Source organism: Cupriavidus sp. 10L45, from assembly GCF_056395225.1.
Map to the genome: position 1 here is coordinate 1 of NZ_JBFTJC010000015.1, position 16,287 is coordinate 16,287.

The 16,287-nt window shown below is 69.0% G+C and carries 13 protein-coding genes and 2 pseudogenes; 9 read left to right on the top strand and 6 right to left on the bottom strand.

What is annotated here, in order from left to right; genetic code table 11:
• The 3 genes and pseudogenes from AC1DFU_RS23490 to AC1DFU_RS23500 form a co-directional block, all read left to right on the top strand.
• A pseudogene (locus tag AC1DFU_RS23490) lies at window positions 1-165 on the top strand (bifunctional UDP-4-keto-pentose/UDP-xylose synthase); the annotation flags it as partial.
• Window positions 166-172: 7 nt separating this feature from the next.
• Window positions 173-1,063 (top strand): polysaccharide deacetylase family protein, encoded by an 891-nt coding sequence (locus AC1DFU_RS23495; RefSeq protein ID WP_441593433.1) that lies wholly within the window; start codon window positions 173-175, stop codon window positions 1,061-1,063.
• Between the two features lie 60 nt (window positions 1,064-1,123).
• A pseudogene (locus AC1DFU_RS23500) lies at window positions 1,124-1,335 on the top strand (hypothetical protein); the annotation flags it as partial.
• A gap of 39 nt (window positions 1,336-1,374) precedes the next feature.
• On the opposite strand, the gene AC1DFU_RS23505 reads toward AC1DFU_RS23500, so the two are convergent.
• Window positions 1,375-3,693, bottom strand: a complete 2,319-nt coding sequence (locus AC1DFU_RS23505) for a heavy metal translocating P-type ATPase (protein WP_441593434.1) — start codon at window positions 3,691-3,693, stop codon at window positions 1,375-1,377.
• Between the two features lie 136 nt (window positions 3,694-3,829).
• On the opposite strand from AC1DFU_RS23505, the gene czcI reads away from it, so the two are divergent.
• From czcI to AC1DFU_RS23525, 4 genes are all read left to right on the top strand, one after another.
• Window positions 3,830-4,195 (top strand): cation efflux protein, CzcI family, encoded by a 366-nt coding sequence (gene czcI, locus AC1DFU_RS23510; protein ID WP_441593435.1) that lies wholly within the window; start codon window positions 3,830-3,832, stop codon window positions 4,193-4,195.
• A gap of 79 nt (window positions 4,196-4,274) precedes the next feature.
• Window positions 4,275-5,540: a TolC family protein gene (locus AC1DFU_RS23515; protein WP_143093935.1), complete on the top strand. Its 1,266-nt coding sequence runs from the start codon at window positions 4,275-4,277 to the stop codon at window positions 5,538-5,540.
• Between the two features lie 19 nt (window positions 5,541-5,559).
• Window positions 5,560-6,783, top strand: a complete 1,224-nt coding sequence (locus AC1DFU_RS23520) for an efflux RND transporter periplasmic adaptor subunit (protein WP_441593436.1) — start codon at window positions 5,560-5,562, stop codon at window positions 6,781-6,783.
• A 15-nt stretch (window positions 6,784-6,798) separates the two neighbouring features.
• Entirely contained in the window at window positions 6,799-9,972 is a 3,174-nt protein-coding gene (locus tag AC1DFU_RS23525) for an efflux RND transporter permease subunit (protein ID WP_441593437.1), read from the top strand.
• On the opposite strand, the gene AC1DFU_RS23530 is transcribed toward AC1DFU_RS23525, so the two are convergent.
• The 3 genes from AC1DFU_RS23530 to AC1DFU_RS23540 are packed head-to-tail and all read right to left on the bottom strand — an operon-like array spanning window position 9,956 to window position 12,569.
• Window positions 9,956-10,363 carry a VOC family protein gene (locus AC1DFU_RS23530; RefSeq protein ID WP_441593438.1) on the bottom strand — a complete coding sequence of 136 codons (408 nt, stop codon included), beginning with the start codon at window positions 10,361-10,363 and terminating at the stop codon, window positions 9,956-9,958. The two genes, AC1DFU_RS23525 and AC1DFU_RS23530, sit on opposite strands and share 17 nt — an antisense overlap.
• A 49-nt stretch (window positions 10,364-10,412) precedes the next feature.
• Window positions 10,413-11,885, bottom strand: a complete 1,473-nt coding sequence (locus tag AC1DFU_RS23535) for a heavy metal sensor histidine kinase (protein WP_092299925.1) — start codon at window positions 11,883-11,885, stop codon at window positions 10,413-10,415.
• Between the two features lie 6 nt (window positions 11,886-11,891).
• Window positions 11,892-12,569, bottom strand: coding sequence for a heavy metal response regulator transcription factor (locus tag AC1DFU_RS23540; RefSeq protein WP_092299922.1), 678 nt, complete (start codon window positions 12,567-12,569; stop codon window positions 11,892-11,894).
• Between the two features lie 201 nt (window positions 12,570-12,770).
• Between AC1DFU_RS23540 and AC1DFU_RS23545 the strand changes: the two genes are divergently transcribed.
• Window positions 12,771-13,130 (top strand): hypothetical protein, encoded by a 360-nt coding sequence (locus tag AC1DFU_RS23545; RefSeq protein WP_092299919.1) that lies wholly within the window; start codon window positions 12,771-12,773, stop codon window positions 13,128-13,130.
• A gap of 18 nt (window positions 13,131-13,148) precedes the next feature.
• On the opposite strand, the gene AC1DFU_RS23550 is transcribed toward AC1DFU_RS23545, so the two are convergent.
• The gene (locus tag AC1DFU_RS23550; protein WP_092299916.1) at window positions 13,149-13,454 is read right to left on the bottom strand and encodes an H-NS family nucleoid-associated regulatory protein; all 306 of its coding nucleotides are present in this window, start codon (window positions 13,452-13,454) and stop codon (window positions 13,149-13,151) included.
• 323 nt (window positions 13,455-13,777) lie between these two features.
• On the opposite strand from AC1DFU_RS23550, the gene AC1DFU_RS23555 reads away from it, so the two are divergent.
• A complete protein-coding gene (locus tag AC1DFU_RS23555) occupies window positions 13,778-14,026 on the top strand; it encodes a copper resistance protein CopQ (RefSeq protein WP_092299913.1) in 249 nt (82 codons plus the stop codon).
• A gap of 30 nt (window positions 14,027-14,056) precedes the next feature.
• Here the strand turns inward: AC1DFU_RS23555 and AC1DFU_RS23560 are convergent, their stop codons facing one another.
• Window positions 14,057-16,120 (bottom strand): putative bifunctional diguanylate cyclase/phosphodiesterase, encoded by a 2,064-nt coding sequence (locus AC1DFU_RS23560; protein ID WP_092299910.1) that lies wholly within the window; start codon window positions 16,118-16,120, stop codon window positions 14,057-14,059.
• Window positions 16,121-16,287: the final 167 nt, after the last annotated feature.

Below are 16,287 nucleotides of genomic sequence, written 5' to 3' on the forward strand. Positions count from 1 at the left end.
AAGGGCTACCAGGACGTACAGCACCGTGTGCCGAAGATCGACAACACGATGGAAGAACTGGGCTGGCAGCCGAAGCTGAACATGGAACAGGCGCTGCGCCGCATCTTCGAAGCCTACCGCGACAAGGTGGTGGAGGCGCGTACGCTGGTCGACGCCTCGCACTGAGCACGGCATGGCACGCATTGCCCTGAAAGTCGACGTGGACACGCTGCGCGGCACCCGCGAAGGCGTGCCCAAGCTGCTGTCGATGCTCGCCGCCGTGCAGGCGGAGGCCACGTTCCTGTTCAGCCTCGGTCCGGATCACACGGGCTGGGCGCTGCGGCGCGTGTTCCGGCCCGGCTTCCTGAAGAAGGTGTCGCGCACGTCGGTGGTGTCCAACTACGGGCTGCGCACGCTGATGTACGGCGTGCTGCTGCCGGGGCCCGACATCGGCCGCAAGGGCGCCGCCGCGATGCGCGCCGCCGCTGCGGCCGGACACGAGTGCGGCATCCACACCTGGGACCACGTCTACTGGCAGGACAACGTACGCACGCGCGACGCCGCCTGGACGCGCCGCCAGATGCAGCACGCACACCGCCGCTTCGTCGAGGTCTTCGGCACGCCGCCCACCACGCACGGCGCGGCGGGCTGGCAAATGAACGACGACGCCTTCCTGCAGATCGACGACTGGGGCATGGCCTACGCCTCTGACGGACGCGGCACCGCGCCGTACATCCCCACCGTAGCGGGCAAGCCCTGCCGCCACGTGCAGATGCCGACCACGCTACCCACGCTCGACGAGCTGATCGGCGTGGACGACCTCACCGAGGACAACGTCCACCACGCGCTGCTGCGCCTGACCGAGGGCCCCGGCGATCACATTTTCACGCTCCACACGGAGCTGGAAGGCGGCAAGCTGGCACCCGTGTTCGAGCGCCTGCTGGCCGGCTGGCGCGCGCAGGGCCACGACCTCGTGTCGATGGCCACCTATTACCGCCACCTCGACCGGTCCGACCTGCCGCAACTGCCCGTCACCTGGGGCGAAATTGCCGGCCGCAGCGGGGAACTGATCATCCAGCCGTAGGTTTGCGGAGATTAGCCCCCTAATCTCCGCATATCCTGCGGCGAATAAGTTGCGGATGCGGAGGTCGTCTCGGGCCCCATTGGCCGCCAGCGCGTGCATTTCGAGGCGCCGCCGGCCGATCAACTCGAAGACGAGTCCCACCTGTTCCTCAAATGGACCGTGCAGTCGACCACGCCCACCTGAACCTTGACGCGGTACTGGCCAAGGCGCGCTTCTGGCGTCACTGGGCGATGCTGCCGTTGAACGAGCGGCAAGTGAAGCTTCTCAACCGACCGGCGGGCGCAGTACCGGTTACGAACTGGAGGACAGGTTCACGAACGCACGCCCCGCGCCAGCCGAAGCCCGTTGAACACCACCAGCAGGCTGGCGCCCATGTCGGCGAACACGGCCATCCACATCGTGCCCAGGCCCATCACGGTCAGTACGAGGAAGACCGCCTTGATGCCCAGCGCCAGCGCGATGTTCTGCTTGAGGATGGCCGCCGTGCGCCGGGAAAGCTGCACGAAGGTGGGGATCTTGCGCAGGTCGTCGTCCATCAGCGCCACGTCGGCCGTCTCGATGGCGGTATCGGTGCCCGCCGCGCCCATGGCGAAGCCGATGTCGGCGCGCGCCAGCGCCGGGGCGTCGTTGATGCCGTCGCCCACCATGCCTACGCCGCCGCCGTGCGTGTGCGCCTGCCCAGCCAGCGCCGCGATGGCGTCTGCCTTGTCCTGCGGCAGCTGATTGCCGCGCACCTCGTCGATCCCCACCGCCGCGCCAATCGCCTGCACCGTGTGCGGGTTGTCGCCGGACAGCATCAGCGTCTTCACGCCTAGCGCGTGGAGTGCCTCGATAGCCTGCCGGCTGGTGTCGCGCACCGTATCCGCCACGCCGAACAGCGCCAGCGCGCGCGGGTTCGCCCCATCCGCGCCGGCGGACGCCAGCAGGACGAGCGTCTTGCCCTGCCGCTCGATCGCCTCCAGCCGGGCCTCCAGCGCCGGCGAGCACGCGCCGAGGTCGTGGATCAGGCGATGGTTGCCGAGGAAGTACGTCACACCCGCCACGCCGCCGCGCACGCCCTGCCCCGGCAACGCGGCAAAATCGTCCACGGCGAGCGGGGCGATGCCTTCCGCTTCGGCCGCCACAGCCACGGCCCGCGAGACCGGGTGGTCGGAGCGCGCGGCCAGGCTCGCCGCAATCGCGCGTGCCTGCGGCAGGTCATCCGCCAGCAGGCCGACATCGGTCTGCACCGGCTTGCCGTGCGTGAGCGTGCCGGTCTTGTCGAGTGCCAGCCACTTCAGGTGCCGGCCCTGTTCCAGATAGACGCCACCCTTGATCAGGATGCCGCGCCGCGCGGCGGCGGCCAGCCCGCTGACGATGGTCACCGGCGTGGAGATCACCAGCGCGCACGGGCAGGCAATCACCAGCAGCACCAGCGCCTTGTAGATCCAGTCGAGCCAGGCGCCACCCAGCAGCAGCGGCGGCAGCACCGCCACGGCCACGGCCAGCGCGAAGACCACCGGGGTGTAGACGCGCGCGAACTGGTCCACGAAGCGCTGCGTGGGCGCGCGGCTGCCCTGCGCGGCCTCCACGGCGTGGATGATTCGGGCCAGCGTGGAATCGCTGGCCGGGGCCGTCACGGTGTATTCGAGTTCGCCGGACTGGTTGATCGAGCCGGCGTACAGCGGATCCCCCACGGCCTTGTCGACCGGCACGCTCTCGCCCGTGATCGGCGCCTGATCCAGCGCGGACTGGCCGCGCAGCACGCGGCCATCGATCGCCACGCGCTCGCCGGGGCGCAGGCGCACCACGGCGCCCACGGGCACGTCGCGCGCCATCACGGCCAGCCAGGTGCCGTCCGGCTGCTGCACGGTGGCCTGCTCGGGCGCCATCGCCATCAGCCCCCGCACGGCGTTGCGCGCGCGGTCCAGCGAGGCGGCCTCGATGCGCTCCGCCAGCGCGAAGAGGACCATCACCATCGCCGCCTCGGGCCACTGGCCGATCAGCATGGCGCCGGTGACGGCGATGCTCATCAGCGCATTGATATTGAGGTTGCCGTGGCGGATGGCGATCCAGCCCTTGCGGTAGACGCCCAGACCCGACACCAGCACGGCGGCCAGCGCCAGCACGGCGGGCGCATACGGCAGGCCCCATTCGAACCAATGCGCCACCTCGGCGCCCAGCGCCGCCACGCCGGCCAGCGCCAGCGGCCACCAGGGCTTGGGCGCTTCGGGGGCGGCGACCGGCGCATCAGCCTGGGTGTCGGCATTCAGCGGCTGGGCATGCATGCCGAGCGTGGCAATCGCCTTGACCACGCCCTCAGTCGAATCCAGCGTGTGGTGGACGGTCAGCACGCGCTGCATCAGATTGAAGTCGAGCGCAGCCACGCCGGCCATGCCGCCAAGCTTGTTGCGGATCAGCGTTTCCTCGGTCGGGCAATCCATGGCCTCGATGCGGTAGGCGGCCGAGCGCGTACCGGCCGGGGCCGCCTTCGGCTTACGGATGGGCGTCGGCATCGACACCGTTGCCGTACCGCAACCGCCGCCACAGCAGGCGTGCTCGGCGGCAGGGGCATGGGCATGATCGTGGGCATGATCGTGGTCGTGCGCATGTGCATGAGGCATCACGTGATCGTCGGTATGGCGAGCCATGGCGGTGAGCGTTGGTCTGATATGGATGTCATTGAAGACCCTGTAGTCGCTACAAGGTCAACCCTTCGGGGCGAAGCCCCACAGATGACACGGTTGTCACGTGCGCCCGCGCGGCAGCCCCGTATAATCGGCCGCCATGCGTCGCCTGCTCCTCATCTTTCTCGCCATCCTGCTGCCGATCCAGTTCGCCTGGGCCGGTGCTGCGGCGTATTGCGCCCATGAGGAGCGCACGCCGGCGAACGGCGCCAGTTGGCACATCGGGCATCACAGCCATGTGCATCCTGGCGCCGATGCCCATCAGGACGCCGCCAAGCCGGCCCCGAAACTGCCCGACGCCGACTGCGCCGCCTGCCACTTCCCCGGCTCGCACGGGGTGATTGCGCAGGCCATCCTGCCCGGCAGCTACCATTTCGTCACCGTGCGCTACCTGCCGCGTGTTGCGGGCTTCGGCTCGATCCCCGCGCGCGCCCCAGACCGGCCCCAGTGGTCCCGTCCCGCCTGAGCGGCGAGACGCGGACAATCCCCCTTCCCTGACTGCCTGACGTCTCGCCGGTTTTCCCTGTTTGCAACGGTGAAATTCGATGAGAAACCTTGTATTGCCCTGGGCAATGGCCGCCGCTTTGGCGTGGTGCGGCCTCCTGCCCCATGCCGCCGCGCAGCTTGCCTTGCCACCTGTGTCACCGCCTGCCGGCCAGGAGCCACCCGGCCCGCTGACGCTGGAAACCGCGCTGGCGCTGGCCATCGCGCAGAACCCCACGCTCTCCGCCTCGCGCCACGAGCTTGACGCCACCGAAGGCGGCATCACCCAGGCGCGCGTGATACCGAACCCCGAAGTGGCCGTGCTGATGGAAGACACGCGCCAGTCCACCCGCACCACCACGGCGCAGATGAACCTGCCGGTGGAGCTGGGCGGCAAGCGCGCCGCGCGCATCGGCGTGGCCCAGCGCACCCGTGAACTGGCGCAAGCACAGCTGGAAGCTACGCAAGCCGACCTCCGCGCCAGCGTCATCGGCGCCTTTTTCAACGTACTGGTGGCCCAGGAGCGCGTGCGGCTGGCAGCGGGTGCCGTCGACATCGCCAGGCGCGGCGCCAACGTGGCCGCGCGCCGCGTGGCGGCCGGCAAGGTCTCGCCGGTGGAAGAAACCAAGGCCGGCGTGGAGTTGGCCAATGCCGAACTCGAGCGCGCCGAGGCCGATGCGGCGCTTGTCGCCGCGCGGCAGGCGCTGGCCACGCTGTGGGGCAACCCGTCGCCCCAGTTCGCCGAAGCGGACGGCAGCCTCGATACGCTGCCCGCGCGCCCGGACGCCCTCGTCCTGCGCGAAGCGCTCGACGCCGCCCCCGCCACCGTGGCCAGCCAGCGCGAACTGGCGCGCCGGCAGGCCGAGATCAACGTGGAGCGCAGCCGCCAGTATCCCGATGTGACGCTGAGCCTTGGCGCCAAGCGCGAAAACGCGTCCGACCGTGGCTACTACCCGGTGCTCGGCGTGGCGATTCCGCTGCCGCTGTTCGATCGCAACCAGGGCAACCTCTACACCGCGATCCGGCAGGCCGACAAGGCGGCGGACACCTATCGCGCCACGCGGCTCCGGCTGGACCACGACCTCCAACAGGCCACCAGCCAACTCGCCGTCTCGCGCGGCTCAGCGCAGACGCTACGCGACACCGTGCTCCCTGCCGCCCAGCGCGCCTATCAGGCCGCCACGCAGGGCTTCGAGGCCGGCAAGTTCAGCTATCTCGAAGTACTGGACGCCCAGCGCACGCTGTTCCAGGCGCGCATCCGCTATCTCGGCGTGGTGGCCAATGCCTGGCAGGCCGCCACCACGATCGACCGCATTCTCGGCCGCTGACGCGCCGCAAGGATTTCCCATGACCCTCACACGAAAACAAGGCATGGCCATCGCGGCCATCGTCATCGGCGGCCTGATCGCCGCGCTGGCGCTGCTGCTGGTGGGCCGCGAGAGCGGTTCGCATGACGACCACGGCCACGGCAGCCACAGCGATCACGGCGATCACGGCAATCAGGCACCCGCCGCCTCGGCGCCTCAGGCCCCAGCCGCCGCCCCCGGCCTGATCGCCATGACGCCTGAGCAGATCGCCAACGCCAACCTCGTGCTACGTACCGCCGGCCCGGGCCGCATCCGCAGCACGGTGCAGTTCCCGGGCGAAATCCGCTTCAATGAGGATCGCACCGCCCACGTGGTGCCGCGCGTGGCGGGCGTGGCGGAGGCGGTCGCGGCCAACCTCGGCCAGCGGGTGAAGAAGGGCGACTTGCTGGCGGTTTTCGCCAGTTCGCAGTTGTCCGAACTGCGTAGCGAATGGCTGGCCGGCCAGCGCCGGCTGGAGCTGGCGCGCAGCACCTTCGCGCGCGAGAAGCGGCTCTGGGAAGACAAGGTGTCCGCCGAGCAGGACTACCTGGCCGCCCGCACGGCCTTGCAGGAAGCCGAAATCGCCGTGCGCAACGCCACGCAGAAGCTGACCGCCATCGGCGCGAAGCCTTCGTCGGACGGCATCAACCGCTTCGAGCTGCGCGCGCCGTTCGACGGCATCGTGGTCGAGAAACACCTGTCGCTGGGCGAAGCCGTGGGCGCCGACACCGCCGTCTTCACGCTCTCCGACCTGACCACGGTCTGGGCCGAATTTGTGATCGCGCCGAAGGATCTCGGCCACGTGCGGCTCGGGGAGGCGGTGCGCGTCACTTCCACCGCGTTCGACGGCACCGCCGACGGCAAGGTCTCCTACGTGGGCGCCCTGCTCGGCCAGCAGACCCGCACGGCCACCGCCCGTGTGACGCTGGCCAATCCCGAGATGGCCTGGCGCCCCGGGCTGTTCGTCACGGTCAGCGTCAATACGGGCGAAGTGGACGCCCCCGTGGTGATCGAAGCCGAAGCCCTGCAGACCGACGATGGCCACACCCAGGTCTTCGTGGCGGTGCCCGGCGGCTTCGCGGCGCGCACGGTCAAGACCGGCCGCACGGACGGCCAGCGCATCGAGGTCACGGACGGCCTGCCCGCCGGCACGCGCTACGTGGCGGCCAACAGCTTCGTGCTGAAGGCCGAACAGGGCAAGGCTGGCGCCGAGCACGCCCACTGAGCGGAGCGACCACACATGTTCGAACGCATTCTCCGCTTCGCCATCGCCCAGCGCTGGCTGGTCATGCTGGCCGTGCTGGTCATGGCCGCGCTGGGCTTCTACAACTACGGCCGGCTGCCGATCGACGCCGTGCCGGACATCACCAACGTCCAGGTCCAGATCAACACGGCGGCGCCGGGCTACTCGCCGCTCGAATCCGAGCAGCGCATCACTTATCCGATCGAAACGGTCATGGCCGGCCTGCCGGGGCTGGTGCAGACGCGCTCGCTGTCACGCTACGGGCTGTCGCAGGTCACGGTGATCTTCCGGGACGGCACCGATATCCACTTCGCGCGGCAACTGGTCAGCCAGCGCATCCAGGACGCCCGCGCGCAGCTGCCAGCCGGCGTGGCGCCGCAGATGGGGCCAATCTCGACCGGCCTCGGCGAGATCTACCTGTGGACCGTGGAGGCCGAGCCCGACGCGCGCAAGCCGGACGGCACGCCCTACAGCGCCACGGACCTGCGCGAGATCCAGGACTGGCTCATCAAGCCGCAGCTGCGCACCGTGCCGGGCGTGACCGAGATCAACACGATCGGCGGCTTCGCCAAGGAATACCTCGTGGCGCCGAACCCCGAGAAGCTGGCGGCCTACGGCATGTCCCTCCAGCACGTGGTGCAGGCGCTGGAGCGCAACAACGGCAACGTCGGCGCCGGCTATATCGAGCGGCGCGGCGAGCAGTACCTGGTGCGGGCGCCGGGGCAGGTGAAGTCGATCGACGACATCCGCGATGTGATCGTCGGCACCGCCCAGGGCCAGCCGATCCGCATCCGGGATCTGGCCGATGTGGGCCTGGGCCGGGAGTTGCGCACCGGCGCGGCCACCGACAACGGGCGGGAGGTAGTGCTCGGCACGGTCTTCATGCTGATTGGCGAGAACAGCCGCGCCGTGTCGCGCGCGGTGGATGCGCGCATGGTGGCGATCAACAAGTCGCTGCCGGCCGGCGTGCGGGCGGTGACGGTCTACGACCGCACCGTGCTGGTCGACAAGGCCATCGCCACGGTCAAGAAGAACCTGCTGGAAGGCGCCGCGCTGGTGGTGGCGGTGCTGTTCCTGTTCCTCGGCAACCTGCGCGCGGCGCTGATCACGGCGATGGTGATCCCGCTGTCGATGCTGTTCACGTTCACCGGCATGGTGGCGGCCGGCATCAGCGCCAACCTGATGAGCCTGGGCGCGCTGGACTTCGGCATCATCGTCGATGGCGCGGTGGTCATCGTCGAGAACTGCGTGCGGCGGCTGGCCCATGCGCGGCAGGCCGCCGGACGGCCGCTGACGCGTGCCGAGCGCTTCGAGGAGGTGTTCGCGGCGGCGCGGGAGGCGCGGCGGCCGCTGGTCTTCGGCCAGCTCATCATCATGATCGTCTACGTGCCGATCCTGGCGCTGACGGGCGTCGAGGGGAAGATGTTCCACCCGATGGCGAACACCGTGGTGCTGGCGCTGCTGGGCGCGCTGATCCTGTCGGTGACCTTCGTGCCGGCCGCCGTGGCGCTGTGCATTGGCGACCGCGTGGCGGAGAAGGAGAACCGCGTGATGGGCTGGGCGCGCCGCTGGTACGCGCCGGCGCTGTCGCGCGCGCTGGCCAATACGCCGGTGGTGCTGACCGGCGCCGTGGTGGCCGTGCTGCTGAGCGGGCTGGTGGCCACGCGGCTCGGCAGCGAGTTCATCCCCAACCTGAATGAGGGCGACTTCGCCGTGCAGGCGCTGCGCATTCCAGGCACCAGCCTGACCCAGTCGGTGGCGATGCAGCAGCAGATCGAAACCCGGCTCAAGGCGAAGTTTCCCGAGGTGGAGCGCGTGTTCGCGCGCACGGGCACGGCAGAGATCGCGGCGGACCCGATGCCGCCCAACATCTCGGACGGCTACATCATGCTCAAGCCGCGCGACCAGTGGCCCGATCCATCCCGCTCGTACGACGCGCTGCGCACGGCCATGTCAGCCGAACTGGAGCAGCTGCCCGGCAACCGCTACGAGTTCTCGCAGCCGATCCAGCTCCGCTTCAACGAGTTGATCTCTGGCGTGCGCAGCGACGTGGCGGTGAAGCTCTATGGCGACGACAACGCCGTGCTGGCCGCCACTGCCCAGCGCATCGCCGAGGTGCTGCAACGCGTGCCCGGCGCCGCCGAGGTCAAGGTGGAGCAGACCTCCGGGCTGCCGGTGCTCACGGTAGACATCGACCGCGCGCGCGCCGCGCGCTACGGCCTGAACATGGCCGATGTGCAGGAAACCGTGGCAATTGCCGTGGGCGGGCGGGAGGCCGGCCTGTTCTACCAGGGCGACCGCCGCTTCAATATCGGCGTGCGGCTGCCGGAAGGGATTCGTGCCGACGTGGAGGCGCTGCGGCGCCTGCCGATTCCGCTGCCGGCCGCGGAAACCAAGGGCGCCGAGGCGCGCACGAGCTACATCCCGCTGGGCGAGATCGCCACGCTGGAGATTGCGCCGGGGCCGAACCAGGTATCGCGCGAGAACGGCAAGCGGCGCATCGTGGTCAGCGCCAACGTGCGCGGGCGCGATGTCGGCAGCTTCGTGCCGGAGGCGATGAGCGCCGTCGAGCGTGGGGTGACGGTGCCGGCCGGCTACTGGATTGCCTGGGGCGGCACGTTCGAGCAGCTGCAATCGGCCACGCAACGGCTCGCCATCGTGGTACCGCTGGCGTTGCTGCTGGTCTTCGGGTTGCTGTTCGCCATGTTCGGCAATCTGCGCGACGGCCTGCTGGTCTTCACCGGCATTCCGTTCGCGCTGACGGGCGGCGTGCTGGCGCTCTGGCTGCGTGGCATGCCGCTGTCGATCTCGGCGGCGGTGGGGTTTATCGCGCTGTCTGGCGTGGCGGTGCTGAACGGGCTGGTGATGCTGTCGTTCATCCGCACCCTGCGGGACGGCGGCCAGCCACTGGACGCGGCGGTCACCACCGGCGCCCTGACCCGCCTGCGGCCGGTGCTGATGACGGCGCTGGTGGCGTCGCTGGGTTTCGTGCCGATGGCCATCGCCACCGGCACGGGCGCCGAGGTACAGCGCCCGGTGGCCACGGTGGTGATCGGCGGCATCCTGTCATCGACGGCGCTGACGCTGCTTGTCCTCCCGGTGCTTTACCGGTGGGCGCATCGGCGCGGGGGATTGGGCGCCGCCGGGCCTGCTCTTAGTGCTCGCAGTTGACCATCCAGCTCATGCCGAACTTGTCGACGAGCATGCCGAATCCTTCGGCCCAGAACGTCTTCTGGTACGGCATGAGCACCTTTCCGCCTTCGGCCAGCGCCTCGAAGATGCGCTTGCCCTCCGCGTTGGGCACGTAGCCGACGGACAGCATGAAGCCCGAAAAGGGATACGGCTCCCCTTCCCTGCCGTCCGAGGCCATGATCTGGCTGTCGCCGATCTGGATGTTGGCGTGCATCACCTTGTCCCCCCAGGCCGGCGAGGCAGGCGCCTCTCCGGGCGGCGCTTCCTTGTAGCGCATCAGGAACGTCACCTTGGCGTCGAGCACCTTGCCGTAGAACGCCATCGCCTCGTCGAAACGGCCACCAAAATCGAGATACGGTTGTACCTGCATATCGGTCTCCTTTACGTCACGTGGGTTGCCCAGATCCGGGCGCCGTCAATTATGCGCCGGCCTTGCTGCCGGTCAACGCGTCCGGAAAGTCGATCTCGAACTCGGTCTGTACCGCATCGCTGCGCACGGTGACGCTGCCGCCATGCAGTCGCATGATGGTATCGACGATGGCCAGCCCCAGCCCCGTGGAGGTGGCCGAATTGCGGCGCGACGGGTCGGCGCGGTAGAAGCGCCCGAACAGGTGCGGCAACGACTCCGGCGCGATGGCCGGGCCGTCGTTGGCCACGCGGATGTCGGTAAAGCCCGGCCGACCGCGCCCCACCGCCACGCGCACGGTGCTGCCGGCCGGCGCGTGGCGCAGGGCGTTGTCGAGCAGGTTGATGATGGCGCGCCGCAGCAGCGTGCGGTCGGCCGTGACCGTGGCGACGCCCGACACGGCCAGCGTGACGTCGCGGTCGGCGGCCACGGCCTCGAAGTACTCGGCGACCTTGTCCAGTTCTGCGCGGGCGTCGAGTTCGCATGCCCCCAACGCCACCTGCGCGTTGTCCGCGCGGGCCAGGAACAGCATGTTCTCGATCATCCGCGCCAGCCGCTCGTATTCCTCGAGGTTCGATTCGAGCAGCGATTCGTACTCGGCGGCGCTGCGGCGTTGGGCCAGCGTGACCTGCGTCTGTCCCACGAGGTTGCTGATCGGCGTGCGGAAGTCGTGGGCCAGATCGGCCGAGAATGCCGAGAGCCGCGTGAAGCTGTCCTGCAGCCGCGCCAGCATGCCGTTGAGGGCGCCGGCCAGTTCGCGCAGCTCCTCGGGCGCGCCGCCCACGTCCAGCCGCGTAGCCAGCCGGCTGGTGGTCACCGCCGCCGCGTCGCCGGCCATGCGGCGCAGCGGCCTTAGGCCCCGGCGCGCCAGCAGGTAGCCCAGCGCCGCCGCCACCAGCGCGCCGCACAGCACCGCGCCCAGTAGCTGGCTGCGGTATTCGCTCATCAGCGCCACGCGGTAACCGGCATCGCTGAGCACGATGATCTCCACGGCGCGGTCGGTATTGCCCAGCACGCCCAGCGCCGCCATGCCGCGCGACGGCACGCCGTTGCGCGGATACCAGGTCTGGAGCATGCCCTTGTCCGGCGCGGCGTTAGCCGGCAGCACGCGCAGCGGCGGCACCGACTCGTTGCGCGGATTCAGCGTGATCAGCGGCTCGCCCTGCCGCGTGCGCACCACGAGGATCAGGCCCTCATGGCCCATGGCGATATCGGCAAAGCGGTGGGTGTCGGCACGGATATCGGCTTCGTCGCCCACCTCGCGCAGCAAGTGGCGCACGAGCAGGATCTCGCCAACCAGTTCGCTCTCGTCGCGCGCCTGCAGCTGGCTGTCGAGCGCGCTGGAGAGGTAGGCGGCCACGCCGACCAGGATCAGCGCCGTGGTCAGGCCATAGGCCAGCGCCAGCCGCGTGGTCAGGGACGCCGTGAGGGAAACCGGGAGCGCGCCGGAGAGGCGGCCCAGCATTCGTCGCCAGCGACGCGCCATCGCCGCTCAGCCCTCGTCCGATTCGTCGAGCACGTAGCCCATGCCGCGACGCGTGTGGATCAGCTTGCGCGGGAACGGATCGTCCACCTTGGCGCGCAGCCGGCGGATGGACACATCCACCACATTGGTATTGCTGTCGAAGTTCATGTCCCAGACCTGGGAGGCGATCAGCGAGCGCGAGAGCACCTCGCCCCGGCGCCGCGCCAGCAGTTGCAGCAGCGCGAATTCCTTCGATGTGAGATCGATCTTCTGCCCGGCACGCGAGACGCGGCGCCGGATCGCATCGATCTGGAGATCGGCCACTTCCATGAACTCGCTCTCGCGCAGCGGCCCGCGCCGCAGGATGGTGCGGATGCGCGCCACCAGTTCCGCGAAGGCGAACGGCTTGACCATGTAGTCGTCGGCGCCCAGTTCCAGGCCCTTGAGGCGGTCGGACAATTCGTCGCGAGCGGTCAGGCAGAGCACTGGGGTGTCCTTGTCGCGGCGCAGTTCGCGCAGCACCTGCCAGCCGTCCATGCCGGGCAGCATCACGTCGAGGACGATCAGGTCGTAGTGCTGCTCGCGTGCGTGGCCCAGGCCGTCCACGCCGTCGCGGGCGAGATCGGCCACGAAACCTGATTCCGTGAGGCCCTTGAGCAGGTAGTCGCCGGCCTTGGGTTCGTCTTCAACAATCAGGATGCGCATGGGAATTCACTGACACCAGCCATGGGTTGCGGGGGGAATCCACGACACTAGCCGAGGTTGGTACGCAATGGGCGAAGATTGCAGGAATGTCATCTTGGCGCCAGCGTTCTGACGGGTGGAATCCCAGTACAATGCGTGCTGCCATGATGAAAGGACGCCACCTGTGCGTCCCGTCTGGCGCGCCGCCCCCAAGATCCCGCAATGAAACGCCTGCCTGCCCTCTCCCTGCTGTGCCTTGCCCTGTCCACCCTGCCCGTTTCCGGCGCCAGCGCGGCGGTCGTGGACTCCAGCGTAGCGGAAGTGGCCGGTTTGTCGATGTCGGAACGGCATGTGGCCATCAAGGCCGAGGCCGAAGCCGCCATCGCCAACACGGAAGCGGCCCAGTGCACCGAGGCGACCAGCGCGGCCAACCTGCCGGCGCCCCTGCCCGTGCTCGCGGAACTGCCGCGTGTGGCGCTTGAGCATCATCGACACTCCATGCCGATGGCCTCGCCGGCGGCGTTCGCGACTTCAGCGGCCTACGTCCCGCTGCCGGTCGAGCGCCCGGCCCCTCACTGCTGAACCCTGCCCGCGTGGCGCTCAGTCCACGCGATAAAAATCGATCGACTGCCCCGCGTTGACTGCGCGCTGGAGCCAGTCGGGATATTCGCCGGTACCGTCCCACGTCTGCCCCATCGCATTGCGGTAGAGCACCCGTACGCGCGCAACTTCGGGTTGGGCGGCGATGGTGGGGGGTACGTCGGTTTCCACGGTGACGGCGTCGCCGTCTTCGCTATCGGCAAAGCAACCTGCTTCGACCAGATCGTCGAACGTCAGGCCATGGCGATCCATTTGCTCGCGGATCCACGCTACCGCGGCTAGTTTGGCTGCATCAGACTCGGACATGACTATCGTGCGGCGCCCGCCGCAAGATGGGCGGGCTGGTGAAAGACCTTTTTGGGGGAATGGCCCTGAACGGCTGGGCCAGTACGGATTCTACAGGGTGTTTGCTCCGCCCCCGCCGCATTTCGTGCGGCGGCACATCGTCACACCGCTGGAATTGCTGCATGACAGCATTGTCATGGATGGGTCATCTTGGCGTCGGGGGCCCGCTTCTAGACTGCCTGCCATGGTCGCCATCAGCCCGGTGCGCGTCGTCAAGAACGGCGCCACGCAGCGCGGCCCAACGCAGTTTCCCGCCTCCCTGGGACACGCAACGGAGTCTCACTATGCCTTCTATCCGACAAACCATCCGACAAACCATCGCCTACGCCGCGCTGGCCGCCACACTGGCCGGCACCGCCGGTCTCGCCAACGCCGCGCCGCGCTCGACCGACCCGTTCACCGACGGGGCCCGTGTGGGTGCGCGCGATGTCTATTCCGACGGCGCCCGCGCCGTGCACGACACCCGCAGCCCGTTCGTGGACGGTGCGTTCAGCGCTACCGGCCCGCGTGACGCGTTCGACAGCGGCGCCTGATCGACACCCCTCCCTCGCGCGCAGGCGGCTTCAGCCCGCCTGCTCCACGCCGGGAAATTGCGACGCGGGCATCGGGCGGCCCAACAGGTAGCCTTGCAGCGCGTCGCAGCCCAGATCGGCAAGGAAGGTCCGCTGCGCGGCCGTTTCCACACCTTCCGCCACCACCTGCAGTTTCAGCGTGCGGCCCAGCGCCACGATGGCGGACACGATGGCCGCATCCTCCGTATCCTCCGCAAGATCCCGCACGAAGCCACGATCGATCTTCAGCTCGCTGGCCGGAATCCGCTTCAGGTGCAGCAGGCTCGAATACCCCGTACCGAAATCATCGATGGCGATGCGCACGCCCATGTCGTCCAGTTGCGTGAGGATGGCCAGGCTGGCCTCCACGTCGCGCATGGCCGTGGACTCCGTGATCTCCAGCGTCAGGCTGGCCGGCGGCACGCCGTGGCACGCCAGCGCCTCCCCTACCGACTCGACCATGCCGGCATGGCAGAACTGCAGCGCCGACAGGTTGACCGCCATCGACCAGCTCGTATGGCCCAGCGCGTGCCACTCGGCCAGTTGGCGGCACGCCTCGTCGAGCACCCAGGCGCCAATCGGCACGATGGCGCCGGTCTTCTCCGCCAGCGTGATGAACTGGTCCGGCATCAGCATGCCGTGCGCGGGATGGTTCCAGCGCAGCAGCGCCTCCGCGCCGACCAGCTCGCCGCCCGCCGCCGCGAACTTGGGCTGGTAGTGCAGCTGTAGCTGCCCGTGCTTGAGCGCGCCGCGCAGATCCTGGATCAGCGCCTGCTGGGTGCGCGCCTGGTGATTCATCGAGCGTTCGAAGAAGCAGTACGCGTTGCGGCCGGCGGCCTTGGCGTGATACATCGCCGCGTCCGCGTTGGACATCAGCGCGTCCTGGTCCTGCCCATCCGCCGGATGCAGGGCGATGCCGATGCTGCCCGAGACATGCAGCGCATGGCCGGCCACCTGCACGGTCTCGCGCAGCGCTTCCAGCAGCCCTTCGGCGATCACGCCGGCGTCCTCGGGTTCGTCGATGCGCACCAGCAACACGAATTCGTCGCCGCCCACACGCGAGATGGTGTCATCGGCGCGCACCGCCGAGCGCAGCCGCCGGGCGATTTCCACCAGCAGGCCGTCCCCCACGTGATGGCCGTAGGTATCGTTGACGCCCTTGAATCCGTCGAGATCGACGAACAGCACGGCAAAGCGCGCATGCTGGCTGGCGCCGGCCTGGATGGCCTGCGCGAAGCGGTCGTCCAGCAGCGCGCGGTTCGGCAGATGGGTGAGCTTGTCGTGCAGGGCGAGGAATTCGAGTTCCTTATTCGCCACGCCGAGCGCCTGTGCCAGCATGGCGGTGCGCATTTCCAGCCGCATGTCGAGGACCGACGTAATCAGCGCCACCGCCAGCACGCAGACCGTGACGACGAGGATGGGCAGCGCCAGCGAGCCGCTGTCCACGCCGTCCCGGGCCGCGCCGCACACGCTGCCGAGCGGAAACTGGGCCGCTGCCATGCCCGTGTAGTGCATGGCGGCGATGGCCCCGCCCATCACCACGGCGGCGCCGAGGCGCAACTGGTGGATGCGCGGCATGTTCCGGCGCAGCCGGAAGGCAATCCACAACGCCACGCCCGACGCCACCACCGCGATCCCAATCGACAGCACGAACAGCCACGGCACGTACTGGATGCCCGGCTGCATGCGCAGCGCGGCCATGCCGGTGTAGTGCATGCTGGCCACGGCGGCGCCGAGCACCAGCGCGCCCATCACCAGCCGGCGGCGAGGCAGGTGTTCCTGGCAGACCAGTTTCAGCGCGAAGGCCGAGGCGACGATGGCAATCAACAGCGAGCCCACCGTGATGGCGGGGTCGTAGCCCAGTGGAATCGGCAGCCGGAAGGCCAGCATGCCGACGAAATGCATCGACCAGATGCCCAGCCCCATGGCAACCGCGCCGCCGGCCAGCCACATATGGGCATAGCGTCCGCGCGCAGTGGCGATACGGCCGGCCAGGTCCAGCGCGGTATAGGACGCGAGGATGGCCACCAACAGGGAAAACAAGACGAGAAGCGCGTCGTAGCTCGGGGAAATCATGGTGGCGCGTGACGAAGCAGTGGCTTGGAGAGCCGGAATTCTGAGGGGTGGCGCCGCGCGAGCGTGCAATTCCCGTTATCAGTAAGGTTATCGGCGGATGGAGGCCAGACTTTAGCGGGATTGCGCTAGGCCCGCCTCCCCCGTTTTCCCTGCTTGCGCGCTGATAT

What these genes read in the sequence shown, in the direction of transcription:
- AC1DFU_RS23515 (WP_143093935.1), top strand. Translation starts at nt 4,275, where the DNA reads ATGAGAAACCTTGTATTGCCCTGGGCAATGGCCGCCGCTTTGGCGTGG.
- AC1DFU_RS23545 (WP_092299919.1), top strand. Translation starts at nt 12,771, where the DNA reads ATGAAACGCCTGCCTGCCCTCTCCCTGCTGTGCCTTGCCCTGTCCACC.
- AC1DFU_RS23550 (WP_092299916.1), bottom strand. Translation starts at nt 13,454, where the DNA reads ATGTCCGAGTCTGATGCAGCCAAACTAGCCGCGGTAGCGTGGATCCGC.
- AC1DFU_RS23535 (WP_092299925.1), bottom strand. Translation starts at nt 11,885, where the DNA reads ATGGCGCGTCGCTGGCGACGAATGCTGGGCCGCCTCTCCGGCGCGCTC.
- AC1DFU_RS23560 (WP_092299910.1), bottom strand. Translation starts at nt 16,120, where the DNA reads ATGATTTCCCCGAGCTACGACGCGCTTCTCGTCTTGTTTTCCCTGTTG.
- AC1DFU_RS23540 (WP_092299922.1), bottom strand. Translation starts at nt 12,569, where the DNA reads ATGCGCATCCTGATTGTTGAAGACGAACCCAAGGCCGGCGACTACCTG.
- AC1DFU_RS23555 (WP_092299913.1), top strand. Translation starts at nt 13,778, where the DNA reads ATGCCTTCTATCCGACAAACCATCCGACAAACCATCGCCTACGCCGCG.
- AC1DFU_RS23495 (WP_441593433.1), top strand. Translation starts at nt 173, where the DNA reads ATGGCACGCATTGCCCTGAAAGTCGACGTGGACACGCTGCGCGGCACC.
- AC1DFU_RS23505 (WP_441593434.1), bottom strand. Translation starts at nt 3,693, where the DNA reads ATGGCTCGCCATACCGACGATCACGTGATGCCTCATGCACATGCGCAC.
- AC1DFU_RS23525 (WP_441593437.1), top strand. Translation starts at nt 6,799, where the DNA reads ATGTTCGAACGCATTCTCCGCTTCGCCATCGCCCAGCGCTGGCTGGTC.
- czcI (WP_441593435.1), top strand. Translation starts at nt 3,830, where the DNA reads ATGCGTCGCCTGCTCCTCATCTTTCTCGCCATCCTGCTGCCGATCCAG.
- AC1DFU_RS23520 (WP_441593436.1), top strand. Translation starts at nt 5,560, where the DNA reads ATGACCCTCACACGAAAACAAGGCATGGCCATCGCGGCCATCGTCATC.
- AC1DFU_RS23530 (WP_441593438.1), bottom strand. Translation starts at nt 10,363, where the DNA reads ATGCAGGTACAACCGTATCTCGATTTTGGTGGCCGTTTCGACGAGGCG.